Origin of the sequence: Synechococcus sp. BMK-MC-1, from assembly GCF_014279955.1 — a bacterium.
Classification (GTDB): Bacteria; Cyanobacteriota; Cyanobacteriia; order PCC-6307; family Cyanobiaceae; genus Synechococcus_C.
On the sequence record NZ_CP047939.1, the window covers coordinates 519,881 to 533,502 of the forward strand.

Sequence of the window (13,622 nt, forward strand, 5' to 3'; positions counted from 1 at the left end):
TGCGACGTGTCGCTAAGGTAACCAAATCGTGGTTGTTCTCCCAACTGCCGCGGGGGCATGTAGCTCAGTTGGATAGAGCATCAGATTCCGGTTCTGAGGGTCGGGGGTTCGAATCCCTCCATGCTCGTGATTCTTCAGGCTCCACCGGCGATCGGAGCCTCAATCCCATGGTTCGGATGCCTCCTGGATCGAGGATGTATCCATGGTTTTTCAGTGCATTGAGAGCCTGGGGAGGCGCCGAAATGGAGATGCTGCAGCCCGGAAGATCTCGGCGCAGAACGGCGAGGGATCGGTGCACAAGCACCTCAACCAAATGGACCTGATCCGGTCCTGGCCGCGCTGCGAGATTCCAGAGGTTGGCATTCAAGGCCTGATCGGTCGTGGCGCGGACAAACCCGGCCAGCGCATGATCGTTGTCCAGGATGGTCATCACCCAGAAACTGCGGCTCAGGGCGAGTGACCAGCGCTCCTCGGGGTGGATCGCATCACCGCAGGCCTGAAGCAGCCTATTGATGGTGGCTCCATCGGGGATGTGGTCGAGTTTTAAGGAATACCCCTCCTTGAGGGCTGGGGCTGCGGGCTGTCGACGGAAGGGAAGCAAAGCCAATCACCCGGTGTTGCGCATGCCTGCGGCAATGCCATTGATCGTGAGAAGGGCACCACGCAGAAGTTCGCTTCGGCTGTACGTGCGGCCGTCGCCGTCGCTAGGAGATTCGCTCATGGGCGGTTGACGATTCTGGTCCCGTAATCGGCGCAGCAGGGCGACCTGCAGAAATCCCAAGGGCACGATGGTGCGGTTGCGCAGATCCACGGAGAGCTGGAGGGCTGGATCGGCATCCAGCAGTCGTTCTTGCCCTGTGATCTCCAGTACCAGCCGGTGGGTGAGGCTGTATTCCTCGGCGATGGTCGTGTAGATGCCGTCGAACGCTTCACGATGATCGGCACTCCCCAGGCTGGTCACGTAGTGACGGGCCAGATCGAGATCCACCTTGGAGAGGGTCATCTCCACTTTGGAAATCAGCATCCTGAAGAAAGGCCAGCGCTGGTGGAGGGTCCTCAGCAACGACATCTGATCGGGGTCGTTCACAAGCTCTTCATGCAGAGCTGTGCCGACGCCAAACCAGCTGGGGAGGAGAAAGCGGCTCTGGGTCCAGCCAAACACCCAGGGAATGGCCCGCAGGCTGGAGAGATCCCGCGTTCCGGTCTTGCGCCGGGCGGGCCGGCTGGAGATCTGCAGCTTGCTGATCTCCTCGATTGGCGTCACCTGCTCGAAGAAGGCGACCAGATCGGGGTTGTCGTGCACCAACGCGCGGTAGTGGCGTCTTGAGCAACGCGCCAGTCGCGCCATCAGATCGTTCCAGCTGGGAGTGGCATCCAGTTGGTTGGTGACCAGGCTGTTCTGCACAACGGCGGTGCTCACTGTTTCAAGGTTGTAGAGAGCGAGTTCAGGCAGGCTGTACTTGGAGGCGAGAACTTCCCCTTGCTCCGTGATTTTGATGCGTCCCTGGAGCGTGCCGCTGGGTTGCGCCAGGATCGCCTGGTAGGCAGGTCCCCCTCCCCGGCCCACTGAACCACCACGTCCATGGAACAGCCGCAGGGCCACGCCGTTCCTCGCTGCAAGGTCCTGAAGGGCAATCTGTGCTTTGTGAATCTCCCAGTTGCTGGAGAGAAAGCCCGAATCCTTGTTGCTATCGGAATACCCGAGCATCAGCTCCTGCAAGGGTTGGCCCTGGCTGCCAACCCTGGGAAGAAGGTTGCGATAAAGCGGTGTCTGGAACAACTCTTCCATCACCTCTGGGGCTCTCTGGAGATCCTCCACGGTTTCAAAGAGCGGAACCACCAGCAGGTCGGCATGGCCTGCAGACGGTTCCACCAGCCCTGCCTCCTTGGAAAGGAGCAGCACCTCGAGCAGATCCGAAACGCTGTGGCTCATGGAGATCACATACGTTCGGCAAATTCGACTGCCGAATTCGTCCTGCAGGCGATGCAGGGTTCGGAACACATCAACGGTTTCTTCCGTTGTTGGTGACCAGCTCACCGAGGGTGGGATCAGGGGGCGGCGGGTCTGCAGCTCCTGAAGCAGCCACTGCACGCGATCCTGTTCGTTCAGATCCCCGTAGGCCTGGTCGGGGTTGAGATAGCGACTGACTTCATCGAGAGCATCGCTGTGGCGGGTGCTCTCCTGGCGAATGTCCAGACCGGCAAGGCTGAACCCGAAAATGTGCACCTGGGTGAGCAGCGTGTCGAGGGGTTCGCAGGTGAGGTCTGTACTGACCAGACTCGTGCGAATCAGTTCAAGGTCACTGCGGAACTCGGCCACAGATCCGTAGTGAAGCGATTCACTCTGCGGTGCCTCGGGGTTGGAGCTCAGCAGTCCATCCGCTGGAGCACGCCAACCGGCTTCCGCAAGCTGCTGGTTGCGGATCTGCGTGAGGCGCAGCCGCTCAAGCACAAAACTCAGCTTGAGACGGTAAGGCTCAAGGCGGTAGCGGGTGGCCCGCTCTTCGTACACCTCCGGGAATCGCAACCGATCCATTTCCAGGGATTCAAGAAGTGGGGCGCTGACTTGGCTCCATTGCATGGAAATGCTCAGCTGGTCGCGAAGCCCCTGAACCGCGCTCACGTAACGCTCCAGCATCAGCTGGCGCTGATAACAGGCTGTTCGCCAGGTGATGTCGGTCGTGACCGATGGATTGCCATCGCGATCGGATCCAACCCAGGATCCGAAGGTGCAAAAGGACGACGGCGGCAGTTGCACATCCGGGTAGCTGCTGGCCAGTGCCGAGGAGAGGCGGCGACGCAGCTGGGGCATGGCATCGAACAGCACCTGCTGGAAGTAGTGCAGGGCGTAATCGACCTCATCCAACACCGAGGGCTTGAACTGGTGCAGCTCATCAGTGCGCCACCACAGCCTGATTTCCTCCTCCAATTGAAGGCGGATCGTTCCCGCTTCAAAGGTGCTGGATTCAGTCTGGGCTTCGAGCTGCTGCAGAAGGCTTGCCACGCGGCGCTGCTTGTGGCGGACGGTGTGACGGACGATCTCGGTGGGGTGAGCGGTGAAGACCAGGCGGATATCGAGCTCCTGGAGCAGCGTCTCCAGCTGGGCAGGGGGGACGTTCAGTCGGCGCAGACGTTCAAACAGTTCCCGAAAGGTTGCGGGTTCTGTCTGGGTGGCCAGGGGAGGGGTGAACGGGTTGATCTGTTCCGCTGTGTCCTGGGAACGGACGATGCTCTCCAGATACCCGTCTTCCTCGATGCGCTGCTCGAGGATGTTCACCAGTTGGAAATAGAGGGAAAAGGCCCGAGCGGCAGCGATCGCTTCCGACAGGTCCATGTCCCTGATCAGCGACACCAAAGCATCACTGCTCACGGCGTTTCCCTCGGGAAGGACCGGGTCGCTGAGTTGTTTCATGCGCAGCAAGCGCTCCGCCTGCTCGGCTGGGCACTCACTGCGCAGAACGGTCTGCCAGAGGTCCTCGACCAGGGCCAGTCGTTGCTGCAGGAGTTGTCCACCGACAGGGGCGTCGTTGACCGCGGCCATGGCCTGCTCGCTCTCAGGAGTGATTGCGGAGGAGGAGGACATCGAAGACCCGCCGGGATCAGAAACCGTCATGATCATCCCAAAGCGTGATGGCCTGGGGTGGAACCAAGCGGGGATTCCTCGGTTTCCATGGCGTTGATGCTGTCGCTGAGCACGCTCTGAATCGAGGCACCATCGCGAATGGCGGCCAGCCAACGCATGGCTTGATTTCCCTGATCAAGAATGGTGGTCAGGGGCTTGAGTCGGTCGCTCAGGTGCAGGTCCGCTGCCAGGGGCTCGACAGATTCGATCAACGTCAGCACCCACTCTCGGCACAGGAGCGGCCGGCCGTCTTCCCAGTGATGAAGAGTGGCCTCGAGGCTTGCCTGGGCCGCGGCGCGGTCATTGTTAACGCTGAGCTGCTCGAGCTCGTCAAGGCTCAACGCGCTCTTGGTCATGGGGTCGTGAGCGGAGGGATCACGGAGGATCTGCTGAATTCTGAGTTCGAGCAGGGTGGTAATCGCCAGCAAGTGGGCCGGGTTGGTGATCAGATCGCAGATACGCAGCTCCAGCCGATTGAGTTGGTGGGGACGATCGGGACCGTTGGGGCGTACCGATGTCCAGAGATGGCGAACGTTGTGCATCGTCCCGGCAGCGATTTGCTCCTCTGTCCAGCGAATGAAGTGCTGATGATCCACGAACAAGGGGACACGGGCGGGCGTGAGGGGGAACTGCATCCAGCGTTGGGAATGGGCTCCGGTGATGTCGCCATTGAGAAACGGAGAACTGGCACTAAGAGCGAGCATCAGCGCCGCTTCACAACGCACGAGGCGTAAGGCCTTGAACAGGTCCTGAGGCGACTCGATTCCCAGGTTGATGTGGATGCTGGCTGTCACCACATCCGTGCCGTAGGTGGCTTCGATCAGATCGTGGTAGGGATTGGATGGATCTGAGCGCTCGAATCGTGTCGTATCTCCCAGGCTGAGGGTGCTGCCGGGGAGCAAGGTCAGGCCCCTCGGTTGAAGCCAAGTCCTCAGGGTGCGTCGTGGTGCGAGCAGCGCCTCGGTGAGCGGTCCGTAGTCGGATTGCGGAGCTGTGATGTATTCGAGGTTGCGGTGATCAGGCTCCGTGACGAAACCTGCGAGTTCCTGGCTGGCTTCGGCTGCGATCCCGACGTTGCGACCATCGGGATGCCCCGTGAACAGCTCAACCTCAAAGCCCTTGAGCAAACGATTGTTCGTCATGACCCGGCGCCCTCGAGGCAGGCCAGTGCGGTCAGCATGCCTCGGGCTTTATTCAGGGTTTCCTGGTATTCGGCCTCGGGTTTGGAGTCTGCAACGATGCCGGCTCCGGCCTGCACCTCAAGGGTCCATCCGCCGTCTTGGTTGGGCTTCACAACCATCGTGCGGATGGTGATGGCGGTGTTCAGAGCTCCCGCCAGATCGACCGATCCGTAAACACCGGAGTAGGGGCCGCGTGGGTCGGGTTCAAGCTCATGGATGAGTTGCATCGCCCTGATCTTGGGAGCTCCGCTCACGGTTCCAGCAGGGAAGGACGCCATCAGCAGATCCCAGATGTCGTTGCCCGGAGCCAGTCGACCCTCCACCTCACTGACGATGTGCATGACATGGGAGTAGCGCTCGATCACCATCAGCTCGCGCACGCTCACTGACCCGGGAACGCAGACGCGGCCGAGGTCATTGCGCCCGAGGTCAACAAGCATCACGTGTTCAGCACGTTCTTTGGGGTCAGCGAGCAGCTCCGCCTCAAGACTGCGATCTTCCAGTTCATTGCTTCCCCGGGGCCTTGTTCCTGCAATCGGTCGCAGGACAGCGCGGATCCCTCCTTGATCAGGTTCGGCCTTGACCATCACCTCAGGGCTGGATCCGATCAGCTGCCAGTCGCCGAAATCGAAAAACGCCATGTAGGGCGATGGATTCACCATGCGCAGGCTTCGGTAGAGATCAAGGGGGGGGTGGTCGATCTCCGTGCTGAGTTTCTGGCTGATCACCAGCTGAAAGGCATCTCCAGCGGCGATGTGCTCCCTGGCCTTGAGAACCGCCTGTTGGAAGTCATCCTGGGTTCGATTGCTGGATGTCGAGGGTGTGTCCCCTTGGCTGGGTGTCCAGTCGAGCGGGCGCACAGGGGGAAGCGGCTCGGCCATGGAGTTTTTCAGGGCTTGGATGCGCTGGATGGCATCGCCCCATGCGGCCTCTGGGTCGGCAAAAGCGTTGTGCTCTCCCGACAGATCGGCGTAGGCCACGGCTGTGATCAGCCGTTTCACCTGATCAAAAATGAGAATGCTGTCCATCAGCATCCACAGTCCCTCCGGCGGACCCTCCCCATCATTGGGATGGACCGGCACCGAGGGCTCAATCCAGCGGATCAGTTCATAGCCCCACATGCCATAGAGCTGGCCGAGCGGTGGCAGTCCCGACAAGGTGGCCGGCTTGTAGGGCGCAAGACACGCGCGCAAGGTGTCGAAGGGATTGCCTGAGAATGTCTCTTCCCGGCCATCCCTCCAGATCCGTTGCAGACGATCTTTCCGGGCGGAAAGTGTCCAGAGCGGGTTGCATGCCACCACGCTCCAACGCCCGAGGGTTTCGCCTCCCTCGACGGATTCGAGCAGAACTCCAGGGGGACGCCCCTCGCCCACTTTCAACCAGGTGGTGAGGGGTGTCTCCAGATCCGCAGGCCAGCTGCTGGCGACGGGAATCAACGTGGAACCGGATGCAACGGCTTCCAGAAATGCAGTGCGGTCGGGTGTGAGCATGAACAGGAATGTCGAACCGACCGCGAGCCATCATGCCGGTCGAACCGACCGCATGAAGGGATCAAGCTTTTCAGCTGATTCAGGCGTCGAAGGTGTTGCGTCCGCTGAACTTGATGTTGGCGGGGTTGGTGTTCTGGCCAATGCGGCGGGGATTGTGGCCCACCATCGCCCGACCTTCATTGACCTTCTCAGGGAACACGCCATCGCTGGGATGGAGATACTCAGTGTCACCACCGGGGAAGATCCGGTAGATCTTGTAGTCCTCGATCCGGGGCTTGAACTTGGTCCGCAGCTGGGTGCCGAGAGCCAGGCACTGCTCCTTGCGGGCGAAATACATGATGTTTTCACCGGCATTCATCATGGCGGCGCCACCGGTGGGAAGTTCGAAGGCCTGGGCACTGTTGCTCGTCCAGGTGATGGCGTACTTCTCCTCGGTCTCGGCGGAGTTGAGAAGACCTCCGGTGCTGCCGATGAACTGGGGAAGCTGTCCGTTCAACGCCGTTGCTGTCATGGCTGTCCTCGCGAAATCGGCATGCCTTTACGGCTGGAAAGTAGCACCGTGATTCCGCTCTGATCGCCCTACAGGCCTGGAAACTTCACACCCGTCAACATTGTTCCGCGATTGGGAAGAACACCGTGAGTCCTCGGTCCCGGCGTTGGGTGACTCGCCCCCCGAGGCTTTCCAGCAACCGTCGGGTCGCTGTTTGGCTGAGCTGCAGGCTGCCGGTGTTGGTGTTCCAGCTCAGAACAGGCCCCAAGCGCTCCTGCTGCACTGGTTCGACCATTTGCGATGCAATCTGCTCCGGGGTATGGGAAATGAGTTGGAGCTTGAGGCGTGCTCCTGCAGGTTGCAGGGTCAGAAGCAGCTTGCTTCCCGGCGGAAGGCTGCGGCTGCAGCGATCCACCAGGCCTCCAAGCATGGGCTCCAGGCGGCCGGGGTCGCTCAGCACAAGCGGCATGCTGTCGGCGATGGTCATCGCAAAGCCCACACCTCTGCGTTTGAGTTGCTGGGTCCAGATGGGCGATAACAGGCGCACCATCGCTCCGAGATCGGTGCGGGCCAACGGCGATGGACCTTCGGGTTGCCTCTGCAGTTCCGCCGCTTGGAAGATCAGCCCGAAGCGATCGATCTGCTCGCTGCATTCAGTGTCAATTTGCTGAAGACGCTCCATCGCTTTCATGGGCAGGTCGCGGCGGCGGAGAAGCGAGCGGATCAGCGTGCGGATGGTCGCCAAGGGTGTTCTCACCTCATGGGCGATCGCTTCCAGCAAGGAGAGTTCGGCATCGATGTCGCCTGAGGCGTGCGCCTGAGGCGTGGCCTCAGGGGGCTCATGGGCGGTTTGAAACGTCACGGTGGGAGCCATCGACGCCAGCCGCTGCGCTAGGTCTGGCCAAAATTGAAGCGCGAAATCCCCGCTGCTTTGAAGCGGGCCAAGGTCGTTGAGTGCTTGATGAAGACTCTTGGCCTGGGCCTGATCTTCTTCTCTGAGCCTCTGCTCCACCAGGGCCAGGATCCGCGTGAGAAGGCTGGGTTCGCTGCGCATCAGAAGCCTGCGCTCTCCCTCCTGGCCCTGCAGGGCCAGCGCGATTTGCAGCTTGCTGGTGATCACCAGTAAGAACGGATCCTGGCTGTCCTCGGCACAGAGAGTCATGCGTTGGAAGCGGTGGCTGAGGAGCGGTGCTTCCGCCACACCCGTCGGTGCGCTGATCAGATCGGAGGGCAGCAGTGTGCTGCTCTGGAGATCGTTGAGAAGGGTGAGCGCCTCGGGTGCCCACACCCAGCCCCGGTATCGCTGCAGCAGCTCGGGCGCGTAGAGAGCCGGCAGGGGAGCGGCGATCCATACCCCTTCCCAGCTGGGGTCAGCGCTGAGCAACCGCTGCTGCAGAACCTCGAGCGCTCCCCACCACAGACGTCGCGCGTGGGCATCATCCGCCTTGCCTGTGGGCACTCCCTCGGCCATCAGCTGATGGATGGCCTGCAGTGGCGTGCTGGTGTCCGTCACCGGATCAAGGCGCGCCTTGAGCGGCGAGCCACCGATAGACACAGCCCCAATGCGATGAAATTCACGACCATGGCGCTGCGTCCATAACTCAGGAACGGCAAGGGGATCCCGGTGACGGGGCCAAGGCCGATGGTCATGAAGATGTTCACCACCACCTGGAACATGATCATGGTGGCGACTCCGATCACCACCAGTGATTCGAAATCCGAGCGTGCTCTGCCCGCCACTTGGAGGAGGCGCCACATCAGCAGCATGAAGCCCACCACAACGAGAACCGTGCCGAGAAAGCCGGTTTCCTCTCCCAATGCACTGAAGATGAAATCGGTGTGTTGTTCTGGGATGAAACGCAATTTGGTGAGCTGTCCCTGAAGGAGTCCGGTGCCGAGCAGTCCCCCGGATCCGATCCCCACGGTGCTCTGGAGCAAGTGATAGCCACCCCCGAGGGGGTCTTTTGTGGGATCGAGAAAGAGCACCAAACGATCCCGCTGGTAGTCCTGCAATCCGTTTTGCCAAAGCCAGGGAGTGATCAATGCGGAGGCCCCCTGCACCAGGGATACGAGGACGAGTGCCACCCGTTTCCAAGGCAGAGATCGATAGGCGATCACGAGGGTCAGGGGAATCCAGGCAGCCAATCCCCAGGGGAAAAGGCCGGCGAGCAACGCTGTCACCAGCGGTGAGAGCAGCAGGACCAACCACTCCAATGGCATCCCTGACCAGTACAGCATCGTGAGCAGCAGAGCGCCGAACACCAGAGACGTGCCGAGATCGGGCTGGATGAACACCAGAAGCCAAGGAAGTGAGATCACGGCGAGTGGTCGAAGCAGATCCACCGGCCGTTCCACTGGGTGGCGATCCAGCACTGCGGCCAGAAGAAGGATCGCGGCCAGCTTGGCGAACTCTGATGGCTGCACATGCACGCCGCCGATGCTGATCCAGCGCTGCGCTCCAAGCGCCGTCGTCCCGATCATGCGCACGGCCACGAGGCTGATCACCGTCGCTCCGTAGATCGGCACGAGCAAGGGTTTGAGCCTCAGCATCGACATCCTTGCGAGCAGAAGCGCAATCCCAACGCCCACCCCTGCGGTGACCCAGTGTTGGTACCAGTTGGCGTAGTTGGCCTGGCGCTGGGTGCTGGCGATCAGGAGACCGGCCACGGCGATCATGGCCAGGGGGATCCCCCAGAGAATCCAGTCCCGGTCACGGGCCCGGCGGCGCCGGTTACCCGACGGTGAGAAGAGCCTTTGTCCGCTGGAGCCGAGTCCGGTCAGCATGATCAGCGGGAGGACTGCACCGCGGGTGAGAGTCGTTCGGCCAACGCGATGAACTGTTGGGCACTGATGGAGTCGGGCTTGGCCCGTGTGATCGGTAAACCCTGATCTCCTCCAGCTTGAACCGGCATCTCCATGGGGATCTCGGCCAGCAGGGGAACGTCGAAGGCCTCGGCGAGGGTCTTGCCTCCGCCCGACCCAAACAGCGCGTAACGCTTCTCAGGCTGATCAGGGGGGATGAATGCACTCATGTTCTCGACCACGCCGAGCACTGGGATTCCCATCTGTCGGAACATGGCCAGCCCTCGCCGGGCATCCTGCAAGGCCACCTGCTGAGGGGTGGTCACGATCACAACGCCTGCCATGGGAACGGCCTGCGCCAGGGACAACTGGGCATCACCGGTTCCTGGTGGAAGATCCACGACCAGGACATCCCGTTCACCCCAATTCACCTGGTAAAGGAACTGGCGGATGATCCCGTTGAGCATCGGGCCTCGCCAGATCACCGGCTGGTTCTCCTCAATCAGCAGACCCATCGACACCATGGCCACACCGCAGGTTTCGATCGGCTGCATGCACTGGTTGTCGCCGCTGCCACTGACTTCGGGAGTGCAGTCGGCCACACCCAGCATGGTGGGTGCATTAGGGCCATAAATGTCTGCATCGAGCAGTCCGACGCGCAGTCCCTGATTGGCGAAGGCGCAGGCCAGATTGACGGCCACGGTGCTCTTGCCCACGCCTCCCTTGCCGCTGCTGACGGCGATCACCTGTTTCACGCCGGGAATGGCCTGGCGTTCCGCGGCTTGTCCATGTCCTGCCTGACCGATGCCGCCTTGGGAGGGAGGCTGCCCCACTTCGATCTGCACATCCTCGATGCCTTCGAGCCTCAGCAAACGGGTCCGGGCGTCGTTAACGATGCGATCGCGCTGCCCCTGGGCGAAGCCGGGCAAGTTCAGTCGGATCACGGCGCGCGGTGGCGACACACGCACCTGATCAAGCCAGCCGAGGTCCAGTAGAGAGCGATCGCTACCGGCATCACGGAGGTCGCTGAGCGCCTGAGTGGCCTGTTCCGCTGAGATCATCCGCCCCATTCATTGGGCTGGATCCTAGGGGCGTCTCCCATGACAGTCCTTCACACACGCTTGTCGGGAGTGGCACTGGGCTGAAATGGTCAGGATCTCTCCACCGATGCCAACCATGATCCGATCCCTGCTCAAGCGTTGGAAGGGGGGGATGCCGGAGGACGGTTCAGCGTCCACGGCGTCCGTGGTCCCCGGGGAACGCCCTCCTGCTGACTCCCGGGAGCGGGCGCGGTCGCTTGTGATGGCGCTTCAGGATGAGATTTGTGCCGGCCTGGAGCAGATCGATGGTTCTGGCCGCTTCCAAGAGGAGAGCTGGGTTCGGCCTGAGGGCGGCGGCGGTCGCTCCCGCGTGATGCGCGAAGGCCGGATCTTTGAGCAGGGGGGGGTGAATTTCTCCGAGGTTCAGGGTCAAGAGCTTCCCCCCTCCATTCTCAAGCAGCGCCCTGAGGCCAAGGGGCACCCCTGGTTTGCCACGGGAACCTCCATGGTTCTGCACCCCCGGAATCCGTTTGTGCCAACGGTTCACCTCAACTACCGCTATTTCGAGGCCGGTCCGGTGTGGTGGTTTGGAGGCGGCGCTGATCTCACTCCCTTCTATCCCTTCCTGGAGGATGCCCGTCACTTCCATCGCACCCATCAGCAGGCATGCGATTCGGTGGATGAGCGTCTCTATCAGGTGTTCAAACCCTGGTGTGATGAGTACTTCTTCCTCAAGCACCGCCAGGAAACCCGGGGAGTGGGAGGGATTTTTTACGACTACCAAGACGGTTCCGGTCGTCTTTACCGGGGGCAGGATCCTGAGGGGCCTGCGGCGCAGAAGGCTTCCCAGATCGGTGCGGTGCCTCTGAGCTGGGAACAGCTGTTTTCGCTGGCTGGGGCGAATGGCCGAGCTTTCCTTCCTGCCTACGCGCCCATCATTGAGAGGCGGAACGGCATGGCCTACGGAGATCGTGAACGCCAGTTCCAGCTCTACCGCCGTGGTCGCTATGTGGAGTTCAACCTTGTCTGGGACCGGGGCACGATTTTCGGGTTGCAGACGAACGGGCGCACGGAGTCGATTCTGATGTCGCTTCCGCCTCTGGCTCGCTGGGAGTATGGCTACCAGGCAGCTCCAGGTTCCAGGGAAGCGTTGCTCACCGATCTCTTTACCCGTCCGCAGGACTGGTTCGGTGATCCTTCCCTCGAGGATCGCTGCCGTCCTCACAATGCTGTGAACTGAGAGCACGGGGTTGGGCGTTGAGACCCTGCTCCAGGGCCTCAACGACGCGCAGGGCTAGTGCTTCGATCACAGCCTCCTGGCTGGCTGGATCGCGCAGACGGGCCTCGAGGTTTCCCTCAAGCTTGCCGATCTCCAAGATGCTGATCCCCCGTTTTGGAGCACCGAGGCCTCCCCGGAATTGCAGGGGGTAGCGACCGAAGTTCAGGGCCAGGCTTTCATCGATGCGGCTTGGTTCTTTGTTCAGGTTGGGGATCAGCCCGGAGCCATACCCGTCCGGGCCGTAGGCATCGAAGTGGATTTCAAGGGCATAACCACCGGCCTTGTGGTGGCGACGACCAACGGACCAGTTGGTGCGCGGATCGTTTTCGTCGCGGATCGTCAGTGCATTCGGTTCGTAACCGCTGATCCGGAGGCAGCGTGCCTGCCCTTGGCGCACCACGGCATCGCGGATCTTCCGGTTCCAGAAGAGCTCATCGCGCATGCGTGGATCCATGGGTGCAGCACCGCGGCGGTCAACGGCGGCTCCTGAGGTGCCGGCCCCCTCGATGCCCTGGGAGTCGGCGTGACCGGCCAGAACCAGGATCGCCACATCCTCGCGTTCGCGGCGACGCCCGACCCAGGTCGCCTCAAGCGAGACCTGAGGCCCGGTGAGTAGGTCGTCGCCAGACAGGCGCGGTGCTCGCGCTGCTGTCGCCAGGCTGAGTAGAAGCAGCAGTCCTGTGATGCTCAGACCAGCTGGCAGCAGCAATGGCCGGAGCGTCACGATCAGATCGGCGACGAGAGCAGGGCGCCATCACTGGCCAGCTGCAGTGGGCCGCCCAGGGCGAGCTCAAGGGCGATCAGTTCATCGCGATGGGCTTGCAGCCGCAGGGTGCTGCCTTCGCTTGCTTCGGTCTCAACAAGACGAATCTGAAGGCCCTCTTCCCGACGAGCTCTCCGGGTGTAGACCCAGCCGGCCAAGGGGCCGAAGCCGGCGATCAACAAGGGCCACCATCCCAGCCCAGCGTTCACCTGGCGGATGACGAGCCCCAAACTGCCAGCTCCCACGGTGCCGAGAACAGACAACAAAATTGCAAGGGCCGAACTGCTCTCGACACGGCCTCGGTATTCGAGCAGGCAGCGGTCGGCATCACCTCCATGGCGATTCCAGCCCCGTTGCTTGAGCCATTGATCAAGACCCTCGAGCACTTCCAAGGGTGGACGGGGGGAATGCACCTCCACAATCGTGGTTCGGTCCTTGCTGGCAGCACGAAGGAAGAAGATCAGGCCAATCCCCAGCAGCAGGGTGAGGAGCAGGGTGGAGATCTGAGGCGAGGGCATCGGTAGCCGCCGAGGGCATCGAAGTCCGTTCTAAGTGGTGATCGGCGCATGCTCGTGGAGCCAGCGCGTCCAGGGTTTCATCAGACGTTCAGCCTGATCGCGGGCGTCCTGATGCAGATGGAGCATGCGACGGGGACGGCCCCTGCTGGGACAGCGTTTTGTGTAGCAATCGAGCATCTCCTGGCGTTCCAGGAAGTCGACGGCCTGATGCAGAACCGTTTCGGAGAGACGCAGTTGAGGATGGTCGTGCTGGAGGCGCTGAAGCAGGCCTGATGGATAGCTGTCGTTTTGCAGAAGACAGGCCAGAACCCAGCACACCGCGAGTTCAAGATCGAGGAACTGCGGAGGTGGCTGCTGGAAGTAGTCCTCGATGTCGGCAAGGCAGGCGCGCGTGGGTTTGCGGTGGGAAAGCATGAGCCGCAGCTGTCTCATTTTTG

Annotated in this window: 12 protein-coding genes and 1 tRNA gene; 3 read left to right on the top strand and 10 right to left on the bottom strand. The window is 61.6% G+C overall.

What is annotated here, in order from left to right; translation table 11 throughout:
• Positions 1 to 53 precede the first annotated feature (53 nt).
• Together SynBMKMC1_RS02705 and SynBMKMC1_RS14810 are read left to right on the top strand one after the other, a co-directional pair.
• Positions 54 to 127: transfer RNA gene (locus SynBMKMC1_RS02705), tRNA-Arg, on the top strand.
• A 165-nt stretch (positions 128 to 292) separates the two neighbouring features.
• Positions 293 to 460 carry a hypothetical protein gene (locus SynBMKMC1_RS14810; protein WP_186472620.1) on the top strand — a complete coding sequence of 56 codons (168 nt, stop codon included), beginning with the start codon at positions 293 to 295 and terminating at the stop codon, positions 458 to 460.
• Between the two features lie 147 nt (positions 461 to 607).
• Here the strand turns inward: SynBMKMC1_RS14810 and ppc are convergent, their stop codons facing one another.
• From ppc to SynBMKMC1_RS02745, 7 genes are all read right to left on the bottom strand, one after another.
• Positions 608 to 3,619, bottom strand: a complete 3,012-nt coding sequence (gene ppc / locus SynBMKMC1_RS02715) for a phosphoenolpyruvate carboxylase (protein WP_186472621.1) — start codon at positions 3,617 to 3,619, stop codon at positions 608 to 610.
• Positions 3,616 to 4,764 carry a glutamate--cysteine ligase gene (gene gshA, locus SynBMKMC1_RS02720; RefSeq protein ID WP_186472622.1) on the bottom strand — a complete coding sequence of 383 codons (1,149 nt, stop codon included), beginning with the start codon at positions 4,762 to 4,764 and terminating at the stop codon, positions 3,616 to 3,618. Before gshA ends, ppc begins: the two co-directional genes overlap by 4 nt.
• On the bottom strand, positions 4,761 to 6,293 hold the full coding sequence (locus SynBMKMC1_RS02725) for an anthranilate synthase component I family protein (protein WP_186472623.1): 1,533 nt from the start codon (positions 6,291 to 6,293) through the stop codon (positions 4,761 to 4,763). Before SynBMKMC1_RS02725 ends, gshA begins: the two co-directional genes overlap by 4 nt.
• Positions 6,294 to 6,372: 79 nt before the next feature.
• Positions 6,373 to 6,804: a photosystem I reaction center subunit II PsaD gene (locus tag SynBMKMC1_RS02730; RefSeq protein WP_011932371.1), complete on the bottom strand. Its 432-nt coding sequence runs from the start codon at positions 6,802 to 6,804 to the stop codon at positions 6,373 to 6,375.
• 94 nt (positions 6,805 to 6,898) lie between these two features.
• A complete protein-coding gene (locus tag SynBMKMC1_RS02735; protein WP_186473291.1) occupies positions 6,899 to 8,254 on the bottom strand; it encodes a HAMP domain-containing histidine kinase in 1,356 nt (451 codons plus the stop codon).
• Between the two features lie 38 nt (positions 8,255 to 8,292).
• On the bottom strand, positions 8,293 to 9,567 hold the full coding sequence (gene rodA, locus SynBMKMC1_RS02740) for a rod shape-determining protein RodA (protein ID WP_186472624.1): 1,275 nt from the start codon (positions 9,565 to 9,567) through the stop codon (positions 8,293 to 8,295).
• A 2-nt stretch (positions 9,568 to 9,569) separates the two neighbouring features.
• Positions 9,570 to 10,646 carry an Mrp/NBP35 family ATP-binding protein gene (locus SynBMKMC1_RS02745; protein ID WP_186472625.1) on the bottom strand — a complete coding sequence of 359 codons (1,077 nt, stop codon included), beginning with the start codon at positions 10,644 to 10,646 and terminating at the stop codon, positions 9,570 to 9,572.
• A gap of 115 nt (positions 10,647 to 10,761) precedes the next feature.
• On the opposite strand from SynBMKMC1_RS02745, the gene hemF reads away from it, so the two are divergent.
• Positions 10,762 to 11,865 (top strand): oxygen-dependent coproporphyrinogen oxidase, encoded by a 1,104-nt coding sequence (gene hemF / locus SynBMKMC1_RS02750; RefSeq protein WP_041428755.1) that lies wholly within the window; start codon positions 10,762 to 10,764, stop codon positions 11,863 to 11,865.
• Here hemF and SynBMKMC1_RS02755 read toward each other — a convergent pair.
• Genes SynBMKMC1_RS02755 through SynBMKMC1_RS02765 form a run of 3 tightly spaced genes read right to left on the bottom strand, consistent with a single transcriptional unit; the run spans position 11,792 to position 13,617 of the window.
• Entirely contained in the window at positions 11,792 to 12,613 is an 822-nt protein-coding gene (locus SynBMKMC1_RS02755; RefSeq protein ID WP_186473292.1) for an N-acetylmuramoyl-L-alanine amidase, read from the bottom strand. The genes hemF and SynBMKMC1_RS02755 overlap by 74 nt on opposite strands.
• Positions 12,614 to 12,630: 17 nt before the next feature.
• Positions 12,631 to 13,185, bottom strand: a complete 555-nt coding sequence (locus SynBMKMC1_RS02760) for a cofactor assembly of complex C subunit B (RefSeq protein WP_186472626.1) — start codon at positions 13,183 to 13,185, stop codon at positions 12,631 to 12,633.
• Between the two features lie 30 nt (positions 13,186 to 13,215).
• Positions 13,216 to 13,617, bottom strand: coding sequence for a helix-turn-helix transcriptional regulator (locus SynBMKMC1_RS02765; protein ID WP_011932378.1), 402 nt, complete (start codon positions 13,615 to 13,617; stop codon positions 13,216 to 13,218).
• Between the last annotated feature and the right edge of the window lie 5 nt (positions 13,618 to 13,622).

Coding starts and splice junctions, on each gene's coding strand:
- SynBMKMC1_RS02760 (WP_186472626.1), bottom strand. CDS start 13,185: ATGCCCTCGCCTCAGATCTCCACCCTGCTCCTCACCCTGCTGCTGGGG.
- rodA (WP_186472624.1), bottom strand. CDS start 9,567: ATGCTGACCGGACTCGGCTCCAGCGGACAAAGGCTCTTCTCACCGTCG.
- SynBMKMC1_RS02745 (WP_186472625.1), bottom strand. CDS start 10,646: ATGATCTCAGCGGAACAGGCCACTCAGGCGCTCAGCGACCTCCGTGAT.
- ppc (WP_186472621.1), bottom strand. CDS start 3,619: ATGATCATGACGGTTTCTGATCCCGGCGGGTCTTCGATGTCCTCCTCC.
- hemF (WP_041428755.1), top strand. CDS start 10,762: ATGATCCGATCCCTGCTCAAGCGTTGGAAGGGGGGGATGCCGGAGGAC.
- SynBMKMC1_RS02735 (WP_186473291.1), bottom strand. CDS start 8,254: ATGGCCGAGGGAGTGCCCACAGGCAAGGCGGATGATGCCCACGCGCGA.
- SynBMKMC1_RS02765 (WP_011932378.1), bottom strand. CDS start 13,617: ATGAGACAGCTGCGGCTCATGCTTTCCCACCGCAAACCCACGCGCGCC.
- SynBMKMC1_RS02730 (WP_011932371.1), bottom strand. CDS start 6,804: ATGACAGCAACGGCGTTGAACGGACAGCTTCCCCAGTTCATCGGCAGC.
- gshA (WP_186472622.1), bottom strand. CDS start 4,764: ATGACGAACAATCGTTTGCTCAAGGGCTTTGAGGTTGAGCTGTTCACG.
- SynBMKMC1_RS02725 (WP_186472623.1), bottom strand. CDS start 6,293: ATGCTCACACCCGACCGCACTGCATTTCTGGAAGCCGTTGCATCCGGT.